Raw genomic sequence first — 25,917 nt, forward strand, 5'->3', positions numbered from 1 at the left:
TTATTGAAATAAACACCAGCGACCTTCGAAGCGCCTTTAATGGTGACAAAGCCTTTGCGCTTCTTAGAATTTTTTACTGCTTGATAAGTGGCTAATGATTTTAAACTAGCCCCTCTAGCATAACGTTTATCTTTAATAGGACTGGCTGAAGCAATGGCAACCCCTTGATCAGAGCACAAAACAGCCCGACCGGTTTTACCAATCTTGAGCTGGTTAATTGGACGTTCAATCGTATTAAAGTTGACATCGAACCCTAAAACAGTCGTTCTACCTGTCCGATCTTTAAAAGCATAAGAAGCAGTCAAATAGTAGTCCCCAGTAGTTGCATCCTTGTAAGGCAGCGACCACTGAATCGTATTCATATGCTTAACAGCTTGCTTATACCAAGTGCGGGTTTTAACTTTGTAATCAGCAGGCAAAGGCGGTAAAGTTGAGACCCCCATAAATTTTCCGTTGCTATTGCCAACCGTAATGGAAGTAATAGCATCATTGGTATTAAGCATTGCTTGAGCGGTTGCCTTCAAAGTCTTGCTGTCCATATTGCCTGATTTAAAAGACGCATCTTTGGCAGCTTTTTTAATTGTTTTAGCCGTTGAATTTTGTAAGTGGGCCCTTTCTTCTTGTAAAAGGTCGACAGCCCCCTGTTTGGAGAAATTATTTCTTTCAATCAAGTGGTTTCTTAATGAGTGATAACTTCCAAAACCTGAGACAAGCAGCGGTATTAAGCCCACCATCAACATCAACCACATAATTGTTGTGCCAAGTGATTTATTCTTTTTATTCTTCATAATAACGCTTCCTTTCGGCTGCAAAAAAATAATTGCTTAAATCTTTCATAAACATATTAATTATAACTTTAATAATTATTTTTTGATATATTTGCACCAAATAATCGCTAAAAAATCTAGCTTTTTTCTTTTTTTCGGCTAAAGTAAACTTTTGAGCTAATTATACAAAAAAAGACGTGTCAAACACGTCTAAGCTAAATCATATTGATCAAGATGATACTGTTCAATGAGACTAATCAATTTTTGCGCATAAGTCGGATCGGTCGCATACCCAGCCTCCTGCAAGGCTTTAGCTGCTTCCTTATAGTTACCGGCATTCAAAACAGCTCGATACTTATCTTTATTCCAACTAGTTCCATAAACAAAAAGGTTCGTGTGGGCTTTCACCGAAGATTCCCAGCTGCTGTAAGTGGCAAAGTTGGCTTTAACCGTAATCCATTGTCCATTCACATATTCTTTTGTTTCTAACAACACACTATTTTTACCGTAACTTTTAACCCCAAATAAATTATGATACTTGGATGCCAGCGTACTTTGGCCCCAGTTAGACTCTAAAGCAGCCTGCGCTAAGGTAATGCTCGGCAAGATTTTATGCTCTCTTTGTTCATTTTGCGCAATCGGTACCAGCTTTTGAATAAAACCTGCCCTGGTTTTAGTATTAATTTTTTCAACTTGGCTGGTTTGTGGATTGGTACTCTTATTGGCGCCGGCTGTCAAAACCCATTTTGTCAGCTGCACACTAACCAAACTCACCAAAATCAAAAGTAAAATAATATCGGAATACTGCAATTTGCCGTTATTGATTAAAAAATGTCTCCGCTTACGGCCTGCCACACGCTTCACCTCTTAACGCTGATATCTTTTCAACAATGGTAACGAAATAATTGGACAAATAACAGCTGCCATGATTGCTTCGGGAATCCCGTTGGTCACCACAACTCCTTCCAAATATGGCAATAAAGCTGCCACATTCACCGCATACAAAACCTGTGCCTGCCCGCGATAAAATAGAAAAATCAAGCCTAATACCAAAATGGTATTGGTTAAAGCACCTAAAAGTGAAGCTATCATCATTGCCCCAGATAGCTTGATTTTATTTCGCAGCCACATAAAAACGTACCCGCTCACAACCCCAATTAAAATACGCGGTACAACAGAAACCAAGGGATTAACAAAAACAATCGTAGCCAAAGGACTGGTTGGCCAAATAAAAGCCCTAATAAAGCAAACCAAGCCCCAAACGCCCCCAACTAAGGCTCCGTCAAAAGGACCCAAGACTAACGCCGCCACAATCACGGTTAAATGCAAAGTCGTTAAATTAAGCGGTCCTAATGGAATATAGCCAAAAAACGGCACAAAATTCTGCACAATAATGATCGCACACAACAATGAATCTAAAACCATTCTAAAAGTTTTATTCTTTGTAATACTCACTTTTAACAACATCCTTTTAATAAAAATTCAATTTAAATTATTATAACATATAAAAGATCGGTTAAAAAAACTCCGGTTAAAACCGGAGAACAAATTTATTTTATTTTTTTAAAATAAAATTGTTCCATAAAGCCTGCATCTTTTTTGAGCTGAACACCTAAAATCACTGCAAAGATAACAGCTCCGATAAAATCAGCTAACAAATCGCCCATCGTATCCATCAAAGCTGCCCGCCCTAAGAGCAAATGTCCCGCTTTCATGTAACGTTGCAGGTTCATTCCAAACGAATCACAGGTAAATTCATAAAATTCCCACAAAACACCGCAAAAAACAGCAAAGGCTGTCACATAAATTTCCACAAAAAGGGCCGGCAAAGACTGGCTTTTAACCAACAGCCCATATAAAGCCAAACCAAAACCCGCTAGCAAAGCGCCGCTAATCAAATGCAGCCCCTTATCCCAATAAGGAATCCGGTAAAAATGATAAATAGTGCCTAAATAAATAGCACCGTAAGTAAACAACAAAAACAGTCCATATAAAACCGGCGGCAGGTAAAAATGCAATTTTTGCGCCAGCAGCCGCGGTGCTACAATGACAACCGTCCCCAGCACAATCTCTAAGGCTAAAAAAAGCAAAGCTCCTTTTTGGCTACCGCGAGCCGTAAAAGCCTCAAAAAGTGTCATAAATAAAGAAATTAACATCGAAATAACAATAAAAGCCAGCAAAAAATCTAATTTACTCTTTTTACGCATTTTGTTCTTCCTTTCTCAAAAGCAACCGGTAACTGCTAGGAGTTTGACCATATGTTTGTTTAAAACTTTGACTGAATTTACTTTGACTCGCATAGCCGATTTCTTGAGCAATTTGTGCTAACGGTTTATTTGTTTCAGCTAAAATTTTTTTCGCATATTCCATCCGATGTTTGCGCAAATGGCTGGCTATGGGCTGACCATACACCCGTTTAAAGGCAGCTTTAAGGGTTGTTTGATTTAGTAAAAATTCATTGGCTAAAGCTGCAATGGTGTAATGCTTGTTTAAATTATCAACTAATTTGTCATGTACTTTTTTGACCGTATCAACCTGACTGGCACTATACTGGTTCACCAATAGCGGCTTGTCCGGAGCATACAGTAAATATAACAACAATTCCTGCAATTTTAGCCGCGCATATGGCAGCATCAGCTCTTCTGGTACTTCATATAATACTTCAAATAAATTTTCAATCCGCGCCGTCCTTAAAAAAGTCGTCGCCTTATTTTGTGACAGCCGGCAGTATTTTTCATAAACCTGCCTCCAACAGGCCCCGTCTGGCATAAGTGTTTCCATGACTTGATCAGCCTTTTTGACATCAATCGACAAATATAATCCCTGGTAATAATCACTGGGAAAAGCAATCTGTGAATGTTTACAACTATTCATGTCATGCAGCGACATATCACCTTCACCTAAATAAAGTGCGCCACCGTTTTGCATATTCCAGCCAATCCGGCCTAAGCGGCAATGGTTGATTTCGATGATTTTTTGTTCCAAATGGTTATGACAAAAAAATAATTGTTTGGCCTGATAAGTCCGAAAAGAAAGTTCAACTCCCGGCCACAATTCATAAGTCAAAATTTTACCCTTACCCAAGTCATCGACCGCAGCTTGTAAATTATGCTCGGTCAAAAAAGGCTTTTTATCAGCAATTTGATGTTTTTCAATCACAACTTGGCCTAAGGGCACCGCTGCTAGCTGCTGTTTTATCCCATAAATAGCTTCATTCACTTAACCTCACCTCTTGCCAATATCATAACACTTGCGCTGCTTTTTTTCGAATAATTAGCCCAAATAGGCAAAAACTTTTCCCAAATAGACAAAATCAAAGCGAAAAACTTGTTTAACCAAAAAAAGCCCCGTATGCTTAACAATGAAAGGAGGAAAAAACATGAAAAAAGAACGTTATGACGTGACTGGGATGACCTGTGCTTCTTGTGTCCGCCACGTTGAAGATGCGGTTAAAAAGCAGCCTGGCACCAAAAACGTCGTCGTCAACTTACTCACCAACAGTATGGTTGTCGAATATGATGAGCAGAAATTAAATCCGGCTTTAATTGAAAAAGCGGTCGATCAGGCTGGCTATGGTGCTTCGCTCCACCAAGATGAAATTAAAACGCCAGCGGCCAATAAAAAAACAGTCTCGCTAGCACAACAAAGTTATCAACAGACTAAAAAAAGATTGTTTCTTTCACTTATCATTGCCGTTTTCCTGCTTTACCTTGCGATGGGAAAAATGCTGCATTTGCCGCTGCCTTTGTTTTTCACAGGACAAAAAAACCTGCTGATTTGGGCTTTAACTCAAATGCTCTTGGCTTTAATCCTTATTGTCATTAATAAAAATTACTTTATCAGCGGCTTTAAATCCTTATTCCACTTAGCACCTAATATGGATGCACTGGTGGCAATTGGTGCCGGAACAGCTTTTTTATACAGTTTATTTTCCTTATATAGGCTAGCATTTGGCTTTGGCCATCAACAGGCATCACTCATCAGTCAATATGGCGGAAATCTTTATTTTGATTCCACCGGCATGATTTTAACCTTGATCACTTTAGGCAAAACACTCGAAGCCAAGGCTAAGGGGCAAACGACCACCGCTTTAGACAAGCTGCTTGATTTAGCTCCCAAAACAGCCCGCATTCTAAAAGGCAATCAAGAAATTACCGTGCCGCTGGCAGAACTTAAGCAGGGCGACCTGATGCTGGTTAAAACCGGCGAAAGTCTCCCAGCTGACGGCATTGTCATGTCGGGAACAGCTTCACTTGATGAATCAAGTCTTACCGGCGAAAGCTTACCGCTGACCAAGCATCAAGGCGATTCTGTCTTCAGTGCCACCATTGTTAAAAGCGGCTATTTAACAGTTAAAGCAACCCGCGTGGGTCAGGAAACGACCTTGTCACAAATTATTAAACTCGTAGATGATGCCAATAGCTCTAAAGCTCCAATTGCCAGCTTGGCTGACAAAATCAGCGCTATCTTTGTGCCGGCTGTCATCGGACTTGCCCTGCTGACCTTCATTGTATGGCTTATTTTGGGCGCTAGTTTTTCTTTTGCCTTGTCCTCAGCGATTTCTGTTTTGGTTATCAGCTGTCCGTGTGCTTTAGGTCTAGCAACACCAACTGCCATTATGGTTGGTACAGGCAAAGGCGCTTCTTTAGGTATTTTATTTAAATCAGCTGAAAGCTTGCAAAAAACACATGAAGTACAAAGTATTATCTTGGATAAAACCGGCACCATCACTAAGGGCCAACCACAAGTCACCGACGTTTTGGTTAGTTCACCTGATTTGCTGACCTTTGCTTTTTCCTTAGAAAAATTATCCGAGCACCCCTTAGCAAAAGCCTTGACTGCTTTTGCCCAAAAGCAAAAAGTCACGCCCAAGCCGGTAACAGAATTTAACCAGTTAACAGGTTTAGGGCTCAGTGGTAAAATTAATGGCCGCCTATATTTTTCCGGTAATCAAAAATTGATGCAGCAGCAACAGATTACAATTCCGGCTGAAATAGATATCGATCAATTCAGCCAAGCCGGTAAAACACCCCTCTTTTTTGCCAGCGAACAATCCTTTTTAGGTGTCATCTGTGTTGCTGATGTCATTAAAGAAGATAGTCCTAAAGCCATCAGCCAGTTCAAATCCTTAGGCATTGAACCTATTATGCTGACCGGCGATAACCAAAAGACAGCCCAAGCCATCGCTCAAAAAGTCGGAATTACCAATGTCATGGCTGATGTTTTGCCGCAGGATAAAGCAAACATGGTTAAAAAATTGCAGGCTCAAGGGAAAAAAGTGGCCATGGTCGGCGACGGTATCAACGATGCGCCCGCTTTAGCCCAAGCTGACGTAGGGATTGCCATTGGTGCCGGAACGGATGTAGCGATTGATTCTTCTGACTTAGTCTTAATGCATAGCCGTCTTAGTGATGTCACTACAGCCCTGGAATTGAGCCGAGCCACCATTAAAAACATTAAAGAAAACCTCTTTTGGGCCTTCTTTTACAATGTCATCGGCATCCCCGTTGCAGCCGGTCTGCTTTATCCTACTTTAGGCCTTAAATTAAGCCCAATGCTAGGAGCTTTAGCCATGAGCTTCAGTTCGGTTTTCGTCGTTTTCAATGCTTTAAGATTGCGTTTCTTCAAGCCAAGTTTAAGGACAGCCTCGGTTGAAAAAACAATGGATTCAGCTGATGCTGATGTTATAATAAAAAATATCAAATCACCCACAATTAAAGGAGATAATCTTATGAAAAAAACTTTTGCTGTTGAAGGTATGTCATGCGACAACTGTGTTAAACATGTAACGAATGCTTTGCTTAGTGTCGATGGTGTAAAAGATGCCGTTGTCAGCTTACAAGACAACAAAGCCCAGGTTGAAATGGAAGAGTCTGTTTCCAAAGATGCCTTGCAAAAAGCCGTGGCTGACGCAGGTTATACCTTAAAATAACTTGAAAAAAGGCGGTGCCGTTTTAGCACCGCCTTTTTTTGCACAAAAAAAACATCTCCCAAAAGGAGATGTCTAAACTGCTTATTTTGTAAAGCCGTACTTCTTGTTGAAGCGGTCCACACGGCCATCGGCTTGAGTGAACTTTTGCTTACCTGTGTAAAATGGGTGTGAATCACTTGAGATTTCAACACGAATCAAAGGATAAGTTTGGCCTTCAAATTCAACTGTTTCGTCAGAAGTCTTAGTTGAACCAGAAACAAACTTGTAGCCTGTAGCTGAGTCCATGAAGACAACTTCGTGATATTCTGGATGAATTCCTTGTTTCATTATAATTTCGCTCCTTTGCCCTGAATCATTTGCTGAAACAGAGTTATTTATGTTATCGCAACATACATCATGATAACATGATTTTGCAAGGCATGCAATCATCTTTTGCGATTTTTTTGCAGAGTTACTCTTTTCTTAACCTTTGTCGCTAAAATATTTTGACAAAATTCCTGATTATCAGCCGTTTGTCTCAACATTTTTAAAATTTCACCGGTAGACTTACGCAAATCATTATCCATCAATTCCCGCAGCTTCCAAGTTGCTTCAAGTTCAGCTGGACTCAAAAGCAGGTCTTCTTTTCGCGTCCCTGATTTTTTGAGGTCTACAGCTGGGAAAATTCGCCGTTCGGCTAATTCACGGCTGAGCTGCAATTCTTGGTTGCCGGTGCCTTTAAATTCTTCAAAAATAATATCATCTTGCCGGCTGCCGGTATCGACTAAAGCGGTCGCAATAATTGTTAAACTGCCGCCTTCACGTACATTTCGGGCCGCCCCGAAAAATTTCTTGGGCTTATATAAGGCATTAGGATCAAGTCCGCCTGATAAAATCTTGCCACTGGATGGAACAACGAGATTATACGCCCGGGCTAGCCTGGTTAATGAATCCAGCAAAATAACGACATCCTGCTTGTCTTCAACTAACCTCATTGCCCTTTCTAAAACCATTTCAGATATCTTGACGTGATTTTCCGGACGCTGATCAAAAGTAGAATATACTACTTCGCCCGTGGGGTTTATTTTTGCCAAATAATCTTCTAAATCCGTCACTTCTTCCGGTCTTTCATCGATTAACAGCATGATTAGTTTAGCCTTTTTAGCATTTTGCGAAATGCCCGCTGCAATATTTTTCAAAAAAGTCGTTTTCCCCGCTTTAGGCGGAGCTACAATCAAACTTCTTTGTCCAAAACCAATTGGTGCAAATAAATCAACTAACCGCGTTGATAATTCTTTGGAATCATGCTCCAAGACTAATCTTTGGTCAGGATAAATGGCTGTTAAAGCCGGAAAATGAGGCCGGCCTTTAGCCTCATCAGGCGCCTTGCCATTAACCGCATCAATGTACATCATGCCGTAGCGTTCATTTGAAGCATTCGACCGTGGGGGCCGAACCCGCCCAGCCACTTCGTCGCCATTTCTTAAGCCAAATTTTTTAATCTGTGAAGCCGAGAGATAAATATCTTCTTTTGAAGAACTATAGTTAATAGGCCGCAAAAAGCCATATCCGCCATCATCATAAAAGATTTCTAAAATGCCCTGCATCCGAAAATCATTTTTTTCAGCTTGAGCTCGGATTACCGCCAAAGAAAGTTCTTTTTTGTTCATCTGGCTGTAGTATTTGATTTTATACTTGCGGGCATACTCATAGATTTCCTTGAGGGTCTTTTTTTGCAATGCTTCCAGCGTGAAATTTTGCTCGCCCATTTAATCCCTGCTTTCTACAATTCCTGTTGCAAACTTGCACTTTCATTGATGACTTTTAAATCAACCGACAAACCTCTGAATTTTTCAACAATCCGGTCATATCCCCGCAAAATATTGTCGGCCTTATTAATCACGGTCGTTCCTTGAGCCATCAAAGCCAGTCCAACTAAAGAAACGCCGGCTCTGATTTCACCGGCTTCAACTTCAGCCCCGATAAGCTGGGTGGAATGGCTCACCGTAATCTTGCCGTCTTGACTGAAAATTTTGCCGCCCATCTTATTCATTTCTGGAATATGCTTTGTCCGCTTAGGGTATAAAGTATCAATAATCGTTGACTTACCTTGAGCACACATTAAAAGCGGTGTAATCGGCTGTTGCAAATCGGTCGCAAAGCCTGGAAACGGTGCTGTTTTGATATTAACAGGTGCCAATAAATCACCACCTGGAACATAGATTTTATCTTCATCGATTTCCAAAGTGACACCCATTTCTTCAAGCTTTGACAAGAAAGGATCCAAGTGTTCGGTAATGACATTTTTAACCAAAACCCCTTCACCATTAGCCGCTGCAAATGACAGGTAAGTCCCTGCTTCAATCCGGTCTGGGATAATAGTATGGGTGTTCATGGATTTGAGAGAATCAACCCCTTGAATCCTAATTTCATTGGTACCGGCTCCTCTGATATGAGCCCCCATATTATTCAAAAAAGTGGCCAAATCAACAATTTCAGGTTCACGAGCTACATTCTCCATGATGGTCGTCCCTTTAGCTTTAACGGCTGCTAATAAGACATTGATAGTTGCACCAACAGATACCAAGTCAAAGAAAATCCGAGCCCCGTGTAAGCCTTCAGGGCCAGTTGTGATGCAGACCGTATTATCTTTTTCTTCAACCACAGCGCCTAAAGCTTTAAAACCTTTAATGTGCTGATCAATTGGACGCGGTCCGATGTTATCGCCACCAGGAAAACCCACAACGGCTTTACCAAAGCGGCCTAATAAAGCCCCCATAAAGTAGTATGAAGCTCTTAAACTTCTAATCGCTCCACCAGGTAAAGGCACACTTTCAATCTGCGTTGGGTCAACCAAAAGTTCCCCATGCTGATAAAAAGACTTCACGTTCATCCGTTCCAAGATAAGCATTAAATTATGCACATCCAAAATATCCGGAACTGAATCAAAGCGCACCGGAGTATCGGCCAAAATTGCTGCGGGAATCAAGGCTACCGTGCTATTTTTAGCACCACCAATCGTTACTTCACCTTTCAGCTTCTGTTGACCTTTAACAATCATTTTTTCCATTTGTAATTATTCCTCACTCAAAATATCTTTTCGAATCATCATCATATCAATTCGGACTTATTCACCTAAGGCTTCAGTCCGCATGTTTACGTGCTAAAAAAATAATGCACCATATTGCATTTTACAAGATATATGTTTTTCTTTCAATAATCTTACAGTTATTATCGCATTTTTTTGAAAAAAAAGCGTGTAAATTCATGAAAATATTTTGCTTCTGCGGAAATAAAAAAAGATTGCCCTTCAAAAGAGCAATCTTTTTTAAACTAAATTCCCATAACTTTACGTAATTCAGTTTCTTCAAGTTCACTAGCTTCGCCGCGCATTGATTTAATATCATGCACTCTTTCAACTGAAACGTGACTTGCTAAGGAAAAATCGGTATCGGTCATATTGTGTTTTGCTTCATAGCTGATGATTTCGTGTGCTAAAGTCTCTTTATCCATCTTTACGCCTCCGCATCGTTTAATCTTACCTCTTCAGCATATCACAATTTAACCCCACTTGTCTTAAAAAAGCTTACTTTTCAGCAGCTGATTTAACAAATTCGGCAAATAAACCTTCAGGGCGCTGTGGCCGGGACAAGAATTCTGGATGATATTGTGAAGCTACAAAGAACTTGTGATCAGTAATTTCTACAACTTCAACCAAGTGGTTATCTGGTGAAGTTCCCGCAAAAGTTAAGCCTTTTTGTGACAACAATTCACGGTACTTGTTGTTGAATTCATAACGGTGACGGTGACGTTCCTGAATAACATCTTGGTTGCCGTAAGCCTGCGCTGTGCGCGTACCAGGACGCAATTTGCATGGGTAAAGGCCTAAACGCTGTGTCCCACCCATATCCTTGATATCAGCTTGATCAGCCATCAAATCAATGATATTGTTCTTGCATTTAGGATCAACTTCAGCTGTGTTGCAATCTTCAAGGCCGCAAACATCACGGGCAAATTCGATACATGCCATTTGCATCCCTAAGCAAATACCCAAGAATGGCACATTGTTTTCACGGGCATAACGGATGGATTGAATCATACCTTCAAGACCACGATCGCCAAAACCGCCTGGCACAATGACACCATCATAGTCTTTAAGTTCAGCAGCAACGTTATCGGCAGTTAATTTTTCAGAATCAAAATAATCAATCTTAACGCTCTTATTAATCTTGTAGCCGGCATGCTTCAAAGCTTCGTTAACGGAAATGTAAGCATCTGGCAATTGAACATACTTACCAACAAGCGCAATCTTAACTTCGCCTTCCAAGTTGCGTACCCGGTCGCACAGTTTTTGCCAATCACTCATATCAGCTTGCGGTGTATCTAAGTGAAGCATCTTGCAGACAATATCATCCATATGTTGAGCTTGCAAGTTCATTGGAATTTGATAGAGGGTATCAACGTCCATTGATTCAATAACAGCTTCTGGCTCAACGTCACAGAAGTTGGCAATCTTATCACGCATGGATTGTGAAATTGGCTTTTCGGTTCTGACAACTAAAATATTAGGCTGAATGCCTAACCCGCGCAATTCCTTAACAGAGTGCTGTGTTGGCTTGGTCTTCATTTCACCGGCAGCCCGCAAATATGGCACTAAAGTTGTATGAATATAAACCACATTTTCACTGCCAACGTCGGACTTCATTTGGCGCAAAGCTTCCAAAAATGGCAAGGATTCGATATCACCAACGGTCCCGCCAACTTCCGTGATAACCACGTCAGCATCCGTAATGGTCCCAGCCCGCATAATCTTTTCCTTAATCATATTGGTAATGTGCGGAATAACTTGAACAGTAGCGCCCAAATAATCACCGCGCCGTTCTTTTTTCAAAACTTCAGAATAAATCTTACCGGTTGTCACATTAGAATACTTGTTCAAGTTGATATCAATGAAGCGTTCATAGTGACCTAAATCAAGATCAGTTTCTGTACCATCATCGGTCACAAAAACTTCCCCATGTTGGTAAGGGCTCATCGTCCCTGGATCAACGTTGATATATGGGTCGAATTTTTGAATTGTCACCTTCAAGCCTCGATTTTTAAGCAATCGGCCTAAGGATGCTGCTACAATTCCTTTTCCTAATGAAGAAACGACACCGCCAGTAACAAAAATATACTTGGTCATTAAAATAGCTCCTTTGAAAATTTTACTGGGTCAGCACATTTAAAAAATAAAACGACAAGCTCCCTATTCCTCAATATGAATAGGGAGCTTGTCTTTTTTCGTACCTTAGCCTCAACTATATGAGGCGCCCATAAAGCATTCTACACAATTACAAGATGGGCGTCAAGTATTAATTATAATTCTTCGTCAGAATCATCCAAATCGTCATCGTTAAGTTCGCTTAATTGACCTTCAATACCATCAGGAAGTTCATCTTCTCCGTCATCAGTACTGTCAATATCATCTAAGTCTTGACTATAAGCTTTTAATTCATGATCTTCATCATCATCGCTATCGTCATCACTATCAAAGTCGCTATCGAGATCATCATCTTCAGGATCATCGTTATTGTAATCAATAACATCATCTTCATCAGCATCATCAGCCAAGTAAGCATTAACCTTATTACGCTTCTTGCGTGGACGATCTTCATCTTCTTCATCATCAGAGTGAACAAGAGCTTCATCGATTGAATCATATGGGAACCATGAACGAAGCCCCCATTCATTGTTGCCAAGTGAGATAAAGCTGCCGTCAAAGTTTAAATCAGTGTAAAACTGAGGTAAACGGTCACGAATTTCCTGGTTACTCTTGCCTAAAAATTCTTGAATTTCATTAACTAAGTCATCAAATGCCATTTGAGTGCCATTTTCATGCAAAATAGCATGGGCAACTTCGATCATTGATAATTCACTTTTATCGGCATTTTTGAATTTTTCTAGATCCACTGGTGCACGTCCTTTCTGCTGTTTACAGTCTACTCTTCATCTTACTATATCATGCTTCAAATTGCAATCGGATTTTATATTCTCCCAGCAATTCTTCGCCTGAGAAAAGCTGGTAATCCACGGCTAATTGCCCCTTGGCATTCTCCTCTTCAAATAAAACTTTTTGGGTTTGGCAAGTTAACTTGATTGCCCCAAAAGGGGTTTGATAATTAGTTTCATAGTGCTTTGCTTCATCAAAGTAAAGGCGCAATTTCATCTGCGATCCATTTCTGGTCAGCCAAATGCCTTTTTCATCAACTTTAAAAGTCACTGTCAAGTTCTGGTCTTCTTCGTAGCGCAAATAAGTATTTTCTTTAACCTTAGCCAGCCGGCCTGAAAATTCCTGCTGATACTTATTCAATTGCCCATCCTGCTGTTGTAAGGTTTTAATTGTTATTTTAATAGGTTTTCCGTTTGTTACCGTCAACTTTGATGTTCCTTTCACTTTAAAGTCGGTTTATTGTATAATTGATTGATAATTACTTAAAAGAAGGTGGCCTCAATTACTCTTGATTATACACCTAAAATGCTTGCAAGAGAAAAAGTCTTGCGCGACCCTGTGCATGACCATATTTTCATTTCACACCAAGTAATTTTAGATTTGATTAATACCAAAGAATTCCAACGCTTGCGCCGCATTAAACAGCTGGGTACCACCAGCTATACTTTCCACGGTGCCGAACACTCCCGTTTCTCCCATTCGGTGGGTGTCTATGAAATAACCCGCCGTATTTGCGATTTATTTGAACGCAACTATCAAAGCCAAACACCAAATGACGGCTTATGGGATGATTCAGAGCGCTTGGTTGCTTTATGTGCAGCCTTGCTTCATGACCTGGGACACGGCGCTTATTCACACACTTTTGAACACCTATTCAAAACTAACCATGAAAAAATGACTCAGCAGATTATTACTGACACCAGTACCGAAGTCAATCAAGTGTTAAAAAAAGTTGACCCTGCTTTTCCAGCCCAAGTTGCGTCTGTAATTAATAAAACCTACCCTAATCCGCAAGTGGTACAGATGATTTCCAGTAAAATCGATGCCGATCGCATGGATTATTTGCTGCGGGATTCATATTTCACCGGTGCTGACTACGGCACCTTTGATTTAACCCGTATTTTAAGAGTGATGCGGCCATGTAAAGATGGCATTGTCTTTGATAAAAGCGGTATGCATGCCGTGGAAGACTATATTATCAGCCGGTTTCAAATGTATCAGCAAATTTACTTCCACCCCGTCTCCCGGTCGATGGAATTAGTATTGGCTCATTTACTAAAAAGAGCCAAGGACCTTTACCAGCAAGGCAAATTAGAAAATAATTTTGCTAAAAAATACCTTGAACCTTTCTTTAACGGCAATTTTTCCCTCGAAGATTATTTGAGCTTGGATGACGGGGTGTTAAATACTTGCTTTATGGCTTTTAGAGATGCTAAAGATCCGATTTTAAGCGACTTTGCTCGACGTTTTTTAGATCGTCATCCCTTAAAATCAGCCAAATTGACCGGCCAAAGCAAAAAAATGCTGCCAAAGTTGCGTCAGCTTGTCGAAAAATGCGGTTTTGACCCCGCCTACTATACCGGCACCAATGATAGTTTCGATACCCCTTATAAATATGACAGCACCAACATTCGTTTGCGCGAAAAAGATGGGCAAATCGTTGAATTGTCACATGTGTCTGCTTTGGTAGACGTCTTAAAAAATCGTTCTTTAGGTGATGAACGCTTCTTTTTCCCTAAAGAAATGCTTGATCAAAATGAAGAACCTGAAATTTTTGATATCTATTATCAAGAGTTTGCCCAACATGTCAAAAACGACCAAATTATCCAATAGAAAGGATTTTTTTATGAATTTTATTCAAAAAAATTTATGGATGCCCTGGGCCCCATTGCTGCTGATACTTTCCGTACTAGCAGCCCTGATTTTGGCTTTCACACCTTACCGCATCCAAGCATCTAACTTTTTATTCCTTTGCGGCCTTTTTTTGCTGTGCGTGGCTATCGTTGATATTCTGCTGCATGCCCACTTGATGGCCGGCTGGTTTCAAAAGCAGCGCAAAGGCGAAAGCGACGAAGCTTTTAAAAAACGTAAGATTGATATTAAAAGTGTTGCTTCCAAGCAAAAAAACGAACCGATTCATTTTAAAAAGCTTTCGTTTACCTGCACTTTAATCGGTGGCTTAATGATTTTAGAAGCCATCGCGATGACCATCTAAATTTTTTACAAAGGATTATGAGTATGGAGATTTATTACTTAGCGGAACCTAAACGCAAAAAAGATAGCCGCGATGCCGGCAACAAAGCCCGTAACGATGTCGAAAAAATTTGTCAACAAAATCAGTTGCTTCCAGTATTTCCTTATAATGTTGATACTAATCGGAAAAATAAACTCAAGCTGTGGTTTGAGCTTCACCAAGCCTTGCATAAAGTTCCTAAAGACAAGTTGTTATTAATTCAATATCCCCTTCCTTTAGGGTATAACCTCTTTTTGCCGGGTATTTTAAAAAAATATCGGGTTATCTTATTGATTCATGACTTACTCGACCTCAGAAGTGGACTTGATACTACCAAAGAAATCAGCTTAATCAACCAGGCGCACTTTATTATTTCACATAATCAAAAAATGTCAGACCTGCTTATTACAAATGGAGTGGCAAAACAGAAGCTTTTTAACCTCGAATTATTCGATTATCTCAGAAAAGACGACAGCTATCAGTTCAACCACCCAAATGATCCTTACTGCCTTTGTTTTGCCGGCAACCTGCGCAAATCGCAATTTATCTACCACTTTGCGCCTGAAGTTGCCCAATTAGGTGTTAATCTTTATGGCAATAATTTCGATCAGACTAAAAAACTGCCACCCAAGGTAGTGTATCATGGGGCTTTTCCAACTGAAGAGATTCAAGAACAGTTAAACGGCCGGTTTGGTCTGTTATGGGACGGACCCAGTCCTCTTTCCTGTCAAGGTAAAGACGGCAATTATTTAAAATACAATAATCCGCATAAAGTATCCATGTATTTAAGCGCTGAAATGCCGGTGATTGTTTGGAGCGGCGCTGCGATTGCTGATTTTGTCCAAAAAAAGCACGTCGGCTTGGCTCTTGACTCATTAAATGACTTGCCTGATATCATCAGCCGTTTAACGCCTAAAGAGTACCAAACCCTCTGTCAAAATGCCGCTAAAGTCGGTCAAAAAGCGGCTCAAGGCGGCTTTTTGACCAGTCAATTAAAAGCTATCGTAAAGCAGGTGCAAGCATGAAAAAATATATTTTAAGTCCAGCCGAACTTAAACAAATCCAGGATTTAGAAATCGGAGCAATGTGTGAATTAGATCGCATCTGCCGCAAATATAATTTGAAATATACCTTAGCCGGCGGCACTCTTTTAGGCGCTCTAAGGCATGATGGCTTTATTCCATGGGATGATGACATGGATGTTAATATGCTGCGCAGCGACTTTTTAAAATTGCGGGAAATCGCCCCCAAAGAATTGAGGCAGCGCTATTTCTATCAAAGTTCCCAAACCGACCCTGAATACCTCTACTTTTTCGACAAAATCAGGATTAATGATACAACCTTCAAGGAAGCGGTTCTGGCTGATAAAAAAATTCACCATGGCGTTTATATTGACATTTTCCCGGTAGACGATATTTTAGATGCAAATTCACAACAAGCACAAGACCAGCTTAAGGAATTTAAACATTGGCGGTCAGGGTTGATGGGCAAATATCTCGATATTAAAAACCGTCCTGTCTCTGTCCAATTAAAACAGGCCCTATTAAAGCTGTTATACTTGCCTTATTCAACCAAAGAGCTGTTGGCAAGAGCCGAAAAAACCATTCAAAAATATAATAACCGGCAGTTAACGACCGTCAGATGTTTTTGCGGCACGGATGTCGATAAAGAAGTCCTCTTAAAAAGCGATTACGAAAATATCGTTGAACATGACTTTGCGGGACATAAATTTTTTATTCCCCAAAATGCCGATGCCCTGCTTAGGCAAAAATACGGCGATTATTTAAAATTACCGCCTAAAGACCAGCAAAAAACACAGCACGACCTCGTAGCTTTGGATCTAGGTGATAAAGATGAATAAGATAACCATTAGCGTGGTAATGCCCATCTATAATGTGGCTCCCTACTTGAAACAATGCCTAACCAGCTTGCAAAATCAGACTTACCCGAAAGAACTGACCGAAATCATCTTAGTTGATGACGGTTCAACTGATGATTCCGCAGCGATTTGCCAAGCTTTTGTCCAGCAAAATCCGCATTTTACTTATTTAAAGCAAGCCAATGCCGGCCAAAGCGCAGCGCGCAACTACGGTTTAACCCAAGCCAAAGGGCAATATGTTCTCTTTTTAGACAGTGACGACTGGTTTGAACCGGACCTGCTAAAACACCTTGTTTCAGCAAGTGCTGCAGGGACTAAAAAACTGGTTGAAGCCAGCTTTACTTGGGAATTTTCAGATCATCAAAGCTTTTATCAAGCACCAAGATGTTCTGATTTAGCGCATTTTGTCGTTCATGCTCATGTCGTGCCTTGGAATAAGCTTATTGATCGCCAGTGGCTGCTTAAGACTAAGATTTTATTTCCTGAAGGCCGCTTATATGAAGACCAAGATTTCTTTTTTAAACTGATGGGAAACCTCAAAGACATAAGTGAAGTCGGCATTAGCCAAGCAAGTGATATTCACTACCGCCAACGTGGGGGGTCGACCATCTATACTTATTCAGAAAAATTAACTGATATTTTCTGGATTTACCAAGATATCTTGCAATACTACCAAAAAAACGACCGCTTTCAAAAGGAGCTGGAATACCGTTTCACCCGCAATCTTTTAGGAAATATCTTACTGCGCCAAGTGCGCCATTTCCCTCAAAAAGCGCAAAAAGAATATCTATTGAAACTGATTTTTACTTTTATCCAGCAAAATTTTCCTGCTTGGAAACACAACCCTTATCTTAAAGAAAGAAGTGCCGTTAATTGGTATTTGAAATTAACACCCAACTGGCTCTTCAAATTTATCGCTCTGCATTAAAAAAAGCGCAAAACCAATTGTTTTGCGCTTTTTTTAATTGATGTCTTCATATTGTCCACTAATAGCATCTTGCTTTTGGGCTTTTTTCGTGGAGGTATTAAATTTATACATGCCTTTCAAATTTGAAACTGTTGTATTAACGTTGCTAGTATGGCGAATTTCAATTTGATATTCATCATCACCAAGGTCTTGCACATAATACTGATCGCCCGCTTCCTGTGGAATGCCGGTAGCATCCCTAAAAGCTTGTAAGATTTCATCATTGGTCAAATTCTTAGTAAATGAAGAAATCGAGGCACTGGAAGCCGATGAAATATCGCTGCCGGTTGCTTTTTTGTATTGCGAACTTAAAATTTGTGAGCTGCGCGCATTGATATAACCTGACGCACTACTTTGACTAGCACTGCTAGTGCTGGTAGCTTGGGCTTGATCAATTAAATAATTGTACTGTGCGGCCTTTTGCTGCAAATTAGCAACTGCTTGGTAGCTGTTAGGCAAGGAATTAAGCGACTGTAAGCTGCCGGCTGCTTCTGAAGCCTTATCAGCCTTATAGTAAGCAATCACATCATTGTAATATTCATTAGCCAGACTGACAATCTGATATTCTTTTTGCACTTTAGTAATTTGCTTGGTCAAAGCTTCTGGACTGGTAACATTATCTAATTTTTGCAAATTTTTTTCTGCTTGGCTCACCCTATTAGCGGCTAAATTTTTCTTCGCTGTCAATAAATATTTGAGATTTTGCTTGAATTTTTGTTCTTTCACAGATAGTTTATCTGCCTGCGTTAAATCTTGATAAGCCTGCTTAGTATTGCCTGCTTCCAAGTCAGTAATGGCCGTTTGATAACTGCCATCACTTTTAGTAGTTGTCTCGCTAGTGCTTTGCTTACTGCAAGCTGCTAAACTGGCTATTAAGCTGACTATTAACAGTCCTTTAAATAGTTTTTTCATCTTGATCCCCCGTTTCACTCTTGCTTAACCCATTTTGACGCTGCTTCATAATCTTTTTCCCCATTAAGTACGTCGTAATCGCAATCACCAAAACAACTGCGATGACTGAATATAATACTTGCATAGATTCAGCAACAAAAATTTTTGAATTTAAATAATAGCCGAAATTTTCTTTTAACTTATGCAATAGCACAAATAAGGCTAAATCGCCACCAAACATCCCAAAAAACAAGGTGTTGAAAGTCATTCCCATAATTTGAAAGCCAATATTTTTACCGCTGCGATAAATTTCATCCAAAGTTATGGCAGCATTATGTTGGCTAAGCTCTTCTAACCCGCTGGCAATTGCCACAGCTGCTTCGGCAATCGCGCCCAAGGTACTTAAAATCGTCGTAGCAATCAAAACCTGTTCAAAATCCACCCCAACCAAGAGGTTAAAGGCTTCAATTTCTTCTGACTGCTCATTGGCAAACCCTTTAATCTGAGCCAAGTAATCCATTGGAAGCATTAAAGCCATCATTACTAATAGCACAATAATTGTAGCAAAAAAAGCTGTCGTTGTCGCATCTTCATCGCTATTACCCATAAAAATTGTAATTGCTAATATGCAAATACTGGTAAATAAAACAACCAACAACGGCGAAATACTACCGGCAATTAATAAAAGGGCCATAAAGAGCAGTGAAAAATTGAACACGACACTTAAAAAAGCACTTAATCCGCGCTTGCCGCCAACTAACACCATTAGGCCAAATAAAATCAGTACTAATAAGCTAAGCGTCGACATGACTGTCACCCCCTAAAACATTGGCAGTTAAAAAGCTGGCTAAAGGAACCGTTAAGGTAATTCCAATCCCACTAATCACAGCTTGCACAACACCTAAGGCCATCGTCCATTCAAAGGTATAGGCAATACTGTTATTGGTTCTAAAATAAAGTAAAGCCATCATAAATGTTTCCGCAAAAAAGATGAGGACTAAAACATTCACTAGCGGCCCCATAATAGCTTGACCAACGTTCATCCCTGATTTAAACAATTGTCTTTTAGAGATATAATGATCATTTTCCTTCATTTCAAAAAGCGTCGAAACAATATCGGTGGCTGCATCCATCACTGTCCCTAAAAGTCCAATCACCGTTGCAGCTAAAAAAAGTTGCTTAGGCGCTTGAGTAGCGTAATCTAAAGCTTCATAATGCATTCCTTGATCACCGGTGACTTTCATAGCCAAAACACCAATAACCAATGCCAAGACTGTTGTGGAGGTCACCGCCGCAAATGTTACACCAAATTGTTTATTGAACCCAATTACTAAGAACAGTGACAGGCCGGTAAAGATTAGTGCTGCCAGTGCAAACAGCCAGAAAAAGTGCGTCAAATTCAGCCTGACATCCAAGTCAACAAACAATAAAAAGATGACAAAATTAAGCAAAACACTCAAAATACTCTTCAGGCCCGCAAACTGCATCGTGGCATATAAAAGTACTACAACTAGCCAGCACAAAAAAACTAAATACGTATCTCTTTTTTCATTACTAATGATAGCAGTAATTTTTTTGGAGCCGGTAATTATCAAAAAGACCCGGTCGTTCACCTTATATTTTTGATCATACCCGCCCGACTTTGAGTAAGTATTAGGCAATTTAAATTTTTGACCACGATATTTTCCATTTTCTACCACCATCCAAACGGTTTGTTCAGTGGTATAGTCCGCATTACCATAGGTATCTTCCGACCGCACGGTTTTCCCCTGCTTAACCTTGGTAATCCTAGCTATCGGGTCATGATACAAAAAAGCATCATGGTTCATAAACCAAACCAAGACCATCCCGCTTAAACAGATGAGCAAAAGCTTGAGCAGCTTTTGCATATTTTTTTTCATTATTTCCACCTGACTTTCTCTGCTACCCATCTAATTATAGCGAATTTACCCACCAAATTAAACCAAACATCCCTTAAACTTGCATGTCCCGTAAAAAGCATTTTATAATAAATTTAATTATAACTAAAGAAGGTTTATTTATGAAAACGAGTACCCAAGTTTTAAAATTGCTTATTGATGCTGACACTTATCTTTCCGGTCAAGAAATTGCTCAAAAACTCAACTTATCCCGCACAGCTGTCTGGAAAGCTATCAACACTTTAAAAGAAGCTGGGTACCAAATTGAAGGTAAGCCACGCGTCGGCTACCGCTTTAACGATAATAACAAACTAAGCGAAGCCGGCATCCGCAAATATCTAGCGTCTGATTTGGACCTTGATTTTGAAATCTACGACACCATTGATTCTACGAATACCCGCTGCAGCCAAGTAGCCAGTGCTCAAACAATCACCAAACCGCTGGTTGTCATCGCCGACACCCAAAGCAAAGGCCATGGGAGATATGGCCGGAATTTTTCTTCACCTAAAGGATCAGGTATTTATTTGAGCATCCTGCTGGTCAATACCGATCCTGATTTTAACCCGGGCTTATTGACAACAGCAGCGGCAATTGCGGTCACCCGCACTGTTGAAAAGCTGCTTCATGTTGATTGTAAGATTAAATGGGTCAATGATGTCTTAGTCGACAACAAAAAAATTACTGGCATTTTGACGGAAGGTGTGGCTGACTTAGAAAACCAGCTGCTCAAAAATATCATTGTCGGCACGGGCATCAACTACCTGACCGATCCCCATACTTTTCCCGACGACATCAAGGATCGTGCAGGTTCTTTAATAGAATACGTCCAAAAAACTGGTATCAGCCGCAACCAATTCATCGCTCAATATCTCAATGAATTTTTCAACCTTTATCCCGACTACAAAAAAGCCGGCTTCATGGATGAATACCGTAAGCATTCTAATACTATCGGCAAAGATGTCGTCATTAACCGCTCCGGTCAAATAACAACCGGCCACGTGGCCACAATTGATAATGAAGGCCGCATCGTCCTTAGTTCAGGGCAAATTATTTCATCTGGCGAAGTAACTAAAATCAGAGGCATTTAAAAAAAGCTCCTGCAATTGCAGGAGCTTTTTTAATAATGTCCATTGCTATTATATTGTGCTGCTTCCATTAAATCTTGAAATAAAGACAATCTAAAGAAAGCGATGAAACTGCCTAAAATAATCAAGCCACCCCCTAACATCCACAGCATATTCTGCGCCTCTACCAGATATTTGAAGTACAGGCTGTTAAAAGAATAGACTGAATTCTGGTAAGCAAAAGATGAGTTGGTCATCGTCGCTACCAGCGCCAACAAAACAACAGCCAGCCCCGCAGCCGGCAAAGCCAATTCTAAGAGTTTAAATGTTTTAGCGATATTCCGCTCATTGGAATAATAAAAAATCAACAAAATCAACCCAATCACAACTAAAGCTCCGACCATTAATATCCGGCAGACAACCCTACCAATCAGATAACGCTGCTGCACCCGCATCATCCCAGAACGCCTAAATTTGATGCCGAAATATAAAGCTGCATCTTGCGCAAAAATATGATGAAAATTATACAATTGTTGCGGTGTAGCCTTTAAAGAACCCTTTTTCAAAGCGGACTCAAGGTTATGTTCGACCATTGCAGTAAAAGTATCAGCATTAGCTAATTGCTTACGGCCTGCACAAAAATTTTGCGTTGTCTGCTTGAGTAAAAGCTTCGTTTGGCTTTCAGTCAGCGTTAAATGTCGAATTTGCTGGCTGGAAAAACCATTCGATTGAGCACAATAATTCAGTACATCATTATAAATATTGCGATACTCTATCACAAAAGTACCGGTTTGACTTTTTTTTACCAGATACTGCTGGTTTAAAACCGTCGTATCTAAAGAAAGGGCCACTAAACTGCCCATCAACGCCAAAATAATAGCGATTTCCAAAAGACTGTAAAATAGCAACCTTTTGCGTTTTTTTTCCACTTTTATCCCCCCAAAAATACCTTACCTAACAACAAGCGCTTTCTTTTTATGGTTAAAAGCAAGCCCTAAATTGCCTTTAACCGTAGCGCTTTCATTAGCATGTATGTTCAGTGATTAATAATAGCTTATTTCAATGAACAAAATATGACTTAGTTATGTTAAAAAATCAAACAAGATTGTAATGTAAAAAAAGCAGGTAACAATCATGTTACCTGCTTGGGTAGTGCTTGTTAAAGGACTTGAACCTTCGACCTACGCATTACTAGTGCGTTGCTCTACCAGCTGAGCTAAACAAGCATCGTGGTTTATAACCAACTTCTTTATTCTACCATATTTAAAAATATCGTCAAGCCTTTTTAGCTAATAAAATAATTATTTTTCCAAAACTATGGGAACTTTCCAAATATTGGTGAGCCAAAGGAACTTCTTCCCAGGAAAAAATTTTTTCAGGCTTTAACACGAGGTGGTGATCAACGACAAACTGCACCAAGTCATTGAAGCTTGCTTCCGTGACATCACCAGAATATCCGCCGGTGAAGTAGCGCTGGTTAGGGATATCCATAATCGGATCAAAATCTTCTAAGTACCACTGATCACCAAGTTAGCCGGTACTGCAAACAATTCCTCCCTGCTTAACATGCTTAAAGGTGTCTTTCATGCTTTTCGGCCCAATTAATTCCAAAACACGATCAAAACTTAGTTTGCTTTTTAAAACATTAGCTTGATCTAAAATTACACCATCAAAGCCGGCCTTAAGAAGCTGATTTTCTTTGGCTTTAGACCTAGTTGTCCCCCCAAATTTTCACATGATCAAAGCTGTGTTTAACCAAATTCACAAACGCTACGCCTACACCGCTGGTTGCCCCTCGGACTAGGATTTCCTGGTGGGGCTTAAGCTGCAGATTTTTCATGGAAATAAAAGCGGTGTAATAAGTTTCCGGTAAAAAAGCCAATTGTTCATAAGACAAATTAAAACGGGCGGGATAAAGCTGATTATTAGGCAAAAGCACGTATTCGACGTAACTGCCGTCAAAAGCCCTACCCATCTAACCCATCAAAGAAACAACTGTCATCCCTAGCTTAAATTATGCGGGTCAGACGTTTCCGCCACAGTCCCAACGCATTCAATGCCTAAAATTCGCGGCAATTTAACTGTGGGTGACAAACCTTTTCTGGTAAAAATTTCCGAATGGTTAATGCTAAAAGCCTGAACCTTAACTAAGGCCCAGCCCAGCTTTACTTGCGGCTTAGGAACTTCTTCTAATTGCAAAGCTTCACTTCTGCCTGGATGGCGTAAAACAATTGCTTTCACCTAATCCCCGCTTTCTTGGATAATAAATATTCTAATCCCTGCATCACAGCCATAATCATTAAGGTTAAAACCATTGTCAGCAGGGTTCCAACTAAAATCGTCGTCAAATCTTGCGTTTGCAAACCTAAAAATAAAACCTGGCCTAACCCGCCGGCTGAAATCGTAGCTGCAATCGTGGCCGATCCCATCACTGAAGCTAAAGCCACTTTAAGTCCCGAAAAAATGCTGGGAATAACTAAAGGCAACTGCACTTTGAAAAAAATCTGCTTTTTGGTCATCCCCAGTGCCGCTGCGGCTTCAAGCAAACCGGGATCAATTTCGGCAAGGCCGGTTAAAAAGGTCCGCAAAAGAATATACTCACTATATAGCGTCAGCACAATAACGGCCGTCTTCACCCCTAAACCTGTCAAAGGAATCAAAATTGCAAAAAAAGCATAGCTCGGTACCGCATACAAAGCCGAAAAAAAGTATACTAAGCCCCGCATCAGCTTTTTAAAAGACATAAAAAGCATAATAATGACGACAGCTAAGATTAACGCTAATCCCAGCGCCGTTAAAACCAGCTGCAACTGCTGCAAACAATAAGTTGTTAAATCGGCGCTATTTTCATTTAAATATTTAAGCATGCAAATCCCTCCACATCTCTTGTTCCAAGGTCACCGTTTCTAACAGCTGCTTGACAAAAGGCGCTTGCTCTTTGGTTAAAAGTTCTTTAGGACTCGCATAAGCTTCAATTCGGCCTTCATTCATAATCATAACTTTATTTGCTAAGAAGAAAGCCTCAGCAATATCGTGCGTGACAAAGACGAAGGTCTTGTCTGGCATTTGCTGGTGAATTTGCTTCAATTGCTTTTGTAATTCTAACCGGGTTAAAGCATCGATCGCTCCAAAAGGTTCATCAAATAAAACAAAATCCGGATTAGCCGCCAAGGCCCGAACCACCCCGATTCTTTGGGCTTGACCGCCAGAAAGCTGGCGCGGATAGCGCTTTTTGTAATCACTGGGATCGAGCTGAACTAAAGTCAATAGTTCATCCACCCGTGCAGCAATTTTATCAGGCTGCCAGCCTAAAAGTTCAGGCACAATCGCAATATTTTGTGCTACTGTCATATGCGGAAAAAGTCCAATTGACTGGACTACATAACCAATCTGCCGTCTTAACTTGGTTAAATCCTGTGCTTTTGTATCTTGTCCATTCAGTAAAATTTGGCCTTTGCTCGGTTCAATTAAGCGGTTAATCAGCTTTAAGGTCGTCGTTTTGCCTGAACCGGATGTGCCTAAGATGGTGACAAAATCGCCACGGTTTATCTGAAATGAAAGGTTGGGCAAAATAACTTTATCCTCATAGCTTTTTTGCACCTGCTTAAACTCAATTCCTACCTGTTTATTTGACATCTCTTTTCACCTTTCCTATTACTAAATCAAAGATGAACATAAACATCAGCGACAAAAGTGCCACCGATATGCCGCCAATCAGCAGCAAATCCATCCGATACAAGCCTAAACCAGTAAAAATCAGCGTACCCAACCCGCCGGCTCCAATATAAGTAGCTAAGGTCGCTGAAGCAATCACTTCGACTAGGGCTAACTTAACCCCATTTAAAATATAGGGCAAAGCCAGTGGCAACTGAACCTTAAAAAAGAGCTGTCTAGGACTCATGCCAAGGCCTAAGCCAACTTCCTGCAAATTTCTATCAACTTCATTAAAGCCTAAAATCGTATTAATAACTAAAGGCGGCAAAGCTAAAACAACTAAAGCAACCAAAGCCGGCAACACACCTACGCCAATCAGTGGAATTAAAATGAACAATAAAGCCAAACTCGGCACAATCCGCAAAACTTGAGCAAAGCTGCTGCAAAGGCCGGCAACCATTTTAGACCGCGAACCTATAACACCAAGCGGAAAAGCAATTATAAAAGCCAGCAATAATGTTCCAAATGACAAGGCTAAATGTTGTAAAACAGCCGTAAAATATTCACCTGAATTTGTTTGAAAATAGACTAGAATCTGTTTTAAAAGCATCAAATCACCTCCATCTGAAAAAAGGGGGAA

At 40.3% G+C, this 25,917-nt stretch carries 26 protein-coding genes, 1 tRNA gene and 1 pseudogene; 7 read left to right on the forward strand and 21 right to left on the reverse strand.

The features are described from left to right. The 5 genes from BMX26_RS06990 to BMX26_RS07010 all read right to left on the reverse strand — a co-directional run. Nucleotides 1-788, reverse strand: a 788-nt coding sequence (locus tag BMX26_RS06990; RefSeq protein ID WP_180366059.1) for a cache domain-containing protein, incomplete at its 3' end; no start/stop codon positions are given. A 189-nt stretch (nucleotides 789-977) separates the two neighbouring features. Beyond that, nucleotides 978-1,622: a glycoside hydrolase family 73 protein gene (locus BMX26_RS06995; RefSeq protein WP_225355223.1), complete on the reverse strand. Its 645-nt coding sequence runs from the start codon at nucleotides 1,620-1,622 to the stop codon at nucleotides 978-980. A gap of 12 nt (nucleotides 1,623-1,634) precedes the next feature. Further along, the gene (locus tag BMX26_RS07000; protein ID WP_225355225.1) at nucleotides 1,635-2,192 is read right to left on the reverse strand and encodes an ECF transporter S component; all 558 of its coding nucleotides are present in this window, start codon (nucleotides 2,190-2,192) and stop codon (nucleotides 1,635-1,637) included. Nucleotides 2,193-2,317: 125 nt separating this feature from the next. Then, nucleotides 2,318-2,974 carry a hypothetical protein gene (locus tag BMX26_RS07005; RefSeq protein WP_075530733.1) on the reverse strand — a complete coding sequence of 219 codons (657 nt, stop codon included), beginning with the start codon at nucleotides 2,972-2,974 and terminating at the stop codon, nucleotides 2,318-2,320. Beyond that, entirely contained in the window at nucleotides 2,967-3,986 is a 1,020-nt protein-coding gene (locus BMX26_RS07010; protein WP_075530734.1) for a helix-turn-helix transcriptional regulator, read from the reverse strand. Before BMX26_RS07010 ends, BMX26_RS07005 begins: the two co-directional genes overlap by 8 nt. 160 nt (nucleotides 3,987-4,146) lie before the next feature. On the opposite strand from BMX26_RS07010, the gene BMX26_RS07015 reads away from it, so the two are divergent. Then, nucleotides 4,147-6,699 (forward strand): heavy metal translocating P-type ATPase, encoded by a 2,553-nt coding sequence (locus tag BMX26_RS07015; protein WP_075530735.1) that lies wholly within the window; start codon nucleotides 4,147-4,149, stop codon nucleotides 6,697-6,699. Nucleotides 6,700-6,780: 81 nt separating this feature from the next. On the opposite strand, the gene BMX26_RS07020 is transcribed toward BMX26_RS07015, so the two are convergent. From BMX26_RS07020 to BMX26_RS07050, 7 genes are all read right to left on the reverse strand, one after another. Continuing rightward, nucleotides 6,781-7,026, reverse strand: coding sequence for a type B 50S ribosomal protein L31 (locus tag BMX26_RS07020; protein ID WP_075530736.1), 246 nt, complete (start codon nucleotides 7,024-7,026; stop codon nucleotides 6,781-6,783). A gap of 98 nt (nucleotides 7,027-7,124) precedes the next feature. After that, entirely contained in the window at nucleotides 7,125-8,447 is a 1,323-nt protein-coding gene (gene rho / locus BMX26_RS07025; RefSeq protein WP_075530737.1) for a transcription termination factor Rho, read from the reverse strand. Nucleotides 8,448-8,461: 14 nt separating this feature from the next. Continuing rightward, nucleotides 8,462-9,748 carry a UDP-N-acetylglucosamine 1-carboxyvinyltransferase gene (locus BMX26_RS07030; protein WP_075530738.1) on the reverse strand — a complete coding sequence of 429 codons (1,287 nt, stop codon included), beginning with the start codon at nucleotides 9,746-9,748 and terminating at the stop codon, nucleotides 8,462-8,464. A gap of 263 nt (nucleotides 9,749-10,011) precedes the next feature. Continuing rightward, on the reverse strand, nucleotides 10,012-10,191 hold the full coding sequence (locus tag BMX26_RS07035) for an LBP_cg2779 family protein (protein ID WP_075530739.1): 180 nt from the start codon (nucleotides 10,189-10,191) through the stop codon (nucleotides 10,012-10,014). Between the two features lie 73 nt (nucleotides 10,192-10,264). Then, the gene (locus BMX26_RS07040) at nucleotides 10,265-11,863 is read right to left on the reverse strand and encodes a CTP synthase (protein ID WP_075530740.1); all 1,599 of its coding nucleotides are present in this window, start codon (nucleotides 11,861-11,863) and stop codon (nucleotides 10,265-10,267) included. A gap of 173 nt (nucleotides 11,864-12,036) precedes the next feature. Then, the gene (gene rpoE, locus BMX26_RS07045; protein WP_075530741.1) at nucleotides 12,037-12,630 is read right to left on the reverse strand and encodes a DNA-directed RNA polymerase subunit delta; all 594 of its coding nucleotides are present in this window, start codon (nucleotides 12,628-12,630) and stop codon (nucleotides 12,037-12,039) included. A 49-nt stretch (nucleotides 12,631-12,679) separates the two neighbouring features. Continuing rightward, nucleotides 12,680-13,114: a DUF1934 domain-containing protein gene (locus BMX26_RS07050; RefSeq protein ID WP_082272509.1), complete on the reverse strand. Its 435-nt coding sequence runs from the start codon at nucleotides 13,112-13,114 to the stop codon at nucleotides 12,680-12,682. Nucleotides 13,115-13,195: 81 nt separating this feature from the next. Here BMX26_RS07050 and BMX26_RS07055 point away from each other — a divergent pair, with 81 nt between their 5' ends. Genes BMX26_RS07055 through BMX26_RS07075 form a run of 5 tightly spaced genes read left to right on the forward strand, consistent with a single transcriptional unit; the run spans nucleotide 13,196 to nucleotide 17,710 of the window. Beyond that, nucleotides 13,196-14,503, forward strand: a complete 1,308-nt coding sequence (locus BMX26_RS07055) for an HD domain-containing protein (protein ID WP_075530743.1) — start codon at nucleotides 13,196-13,198, stop codon at nucleotides 14,501-14,503. A 13-nt stretch (nucleotides 14,504-14,516) separates the two neighbouring features. Continuing rightward, entirely contained in the window at nucleotides 14,517-14,885 is a 369-nt protein-coding gene (locus BMX26_RS07060; protein WP_173648111.1) for a DUF3899 domain-containing protein, read from the forward strand. 23 nt (nucleotides 14,886-14,908) lie between these two features. Continuing rightward, on the forward strand, nucleotides 14,909-15,928 hold the full coding sequence (locus BMX26_RS07065) for a hypothetical protein (RefSeq protein WP_075530744.1): 1,020 nt from the start codon (nucleotides 14,909-14,911) through the stop codon (nucleotides 15,926-15,928). Continuing rightward, a complete protein-coding gene (locus BMX26_RS07070; protein ID WP_075530745.1) occupies nucleotides 15,925-16,764 on the forward strand; it encodes a LicD family protein in 840 nt (279 codons plus the stop codon). Before BMX26_RS07065 ends, BMX26_RS07070 begins: the two co-directional genes overlap by 4 nt. Then, nucleotides 16,757-17,710, forward strand: coding sequence for a glycosyltransferase family 2 protein (locus BMX26_RS07075; protein ID WP_075530746.1), 954 nt, complete (start codon nucleotides 16,757-16,759; stop codon nucleotides 17,708-17,710). The genes BMX26_RS07070 and BMX26_RS07075 overlap by 8 nt, the downstream gene beginning before the upstream one ends. A 33-nt stretch (nucleotides 17,711-17,743) precedes the next feature. On the opposite strand, the gene BMX26_RS07080 is transcribed toward BMX26_RS07075, so the two are convergent. Genes BMX26_RS07080 through BMX26_RS07090 form a run of 3 tightly spaced genes read right to left on the reverse strand, consistent with a single transcriptional unit; the run spans nucleotide 17,744 to nucleotide 20,541 of the window. Then, nucleotides 17,744-18,661, reverse strand: coding sequence for a hypothetical protein (locus BMX26_RS07080; RefSeq protein WP_075530747.1), 918 nt, complete (start codon nucleotides 18,659-18,661; stop codon nucleotides 17,744-17,746). Next, a complete protein-coding gene (locus BMX26_RS07085; protein WP_075530748.1) occupies nucleotides 18,645-19,448 on the reverse strand; it encodes a YibE/F family protein in 804 nt (267 codons plus the stop codon). The genes BMX26_RS07080 and BMX26_RS07085 overlap by 17 nt, the downstream gene beginning before the upstream one ends. Next, nucleotides 19,435-20,541 carry a YibE/F family protein gene (locus BMX26_RS07090; RefSeq protein WP_075530749.1) on the reverse strand — a complete coding sequence of 369 codons (1,107 nt, stop codon included), beginning with the start codon at nucleotides 20,539-20,541 and terminating at the stop codon, nucleotides 19,435-19,437. Before BMX26_RS07090 ends, BMX26_RS07085 begins: the two co-directional genes overlap by 14 nt. Before the next feature lie 140 nt (nucleotides 20,542-20,681). On the opposite strand from BMX26_RS07090, the gene BMX26_RS07095 reads away from it, so the two are divergent. Beyond that, nucleotides 20,682-21,647 carry a biotin--[acetyl-CoA-carboxylase] ligase gene (locus BMX26_RS07095; RefSeq protein WP_075530750.1) on the forward strand — a complete coding sequence of 322 codons (966 nt, stop codon included), beginning with the start codon at nucleotides 20,682-20,684 and terminating at the stop codon, nucleotides 21,645-21,647. A gap of 29 nt (nucleotides 21,648-21,676) precedes the next feature. Here BMX26_RS07095 and BMX26_RS07100 read toward each other — a convergent pair whose 3' ends face one another. The 6 genes and pseudogenes from BMX26_RS07100 to BMX26_RS07125 form a co-directional block, all read right to left on the reverse strand. Next, nucleotides 21,677-22,552, reverse strand: coding sequence for a hypothetical protein (locus BMX26_RS07100; protein WP_075530751.1), 876 nt, complete (start codon nucleotides 22,550-22,552; stop codon nucleotides 21,677-21,679). A gap of 224 nt (nucleotides 22,553-22,776) precedes the next feature. Further along, nucleotides 22,777-22,849, reverse strand: a tRNA-Thr gene (locus BMX26_RS07105). Between the two features lie 49 nt (nucleotides 22,850-22,898). Next, a pseudogene (locus tag BMX26_RS07110) lies at nucleotides 22,899-23,864 on the reverse strand (alcohol dehydrogenase catalytic domain-containing protein). Further along, nucleotides 23,861-24,490, reverse strand: coding sequence for an ABC transporter permease (locus BMX26_RS07115; RefSeq protein ID WP_075530752.1), 630 nt, complete (start codon nucleotides 24,488-24,490; stop codon nucleotides 23,861-23,863). The pseudogene BMX26_RS07110 and the gene BMX26_RS07115 overlap by 4 nt, the downstream one beginning before the upstream one ends. Next, nucleotides 24,483-25,259 (reverse strand): ABC transporter ATP-binding protein, encoded by a 777-nt coding sequence (locus tag BMX26_RS07120; RefSeq protein ID WP_075530753.1) that lies wholly within the window; start codon nucleotides 25,257-25,259, stop codon nucleotides 24,483-24,485. The genes BMX26_RS07115 and BMX26_RS07120 overlap by 8 nt, the downstream gene beginning before the upstream one ends. Continuing rightward, nucleotides 25,249-25,887 (reverse strand): ABC transporter permease, encoded by a 639-nt coding sequence (locus BMX26_RS07125; RefSeq protein ID WP_075530754.1) that lies wholly within the window; start codon nucleotides 25,885-25,887, stop codon nucleotides 25,249-25,251. Before BMX26_RS07125 ends, BMX26_RS07120 begins: the two co-directional genes overlap by 11 nt. Between the last annotated feature and the right edge of the window lie 30 nt (nucleotides 25,888-25,917).

The organism is Ligilactobacillus sp. WC1T17, assembly GCA_900110005.1.
In the GTDB taxonomy this organism is placed as follows: Bacteria; Bacillota; Bacilli; order Lactobacillales; family Lactobacillaceae; genus Ligilactobacillus; species Ligilactobacillus ruminis_A.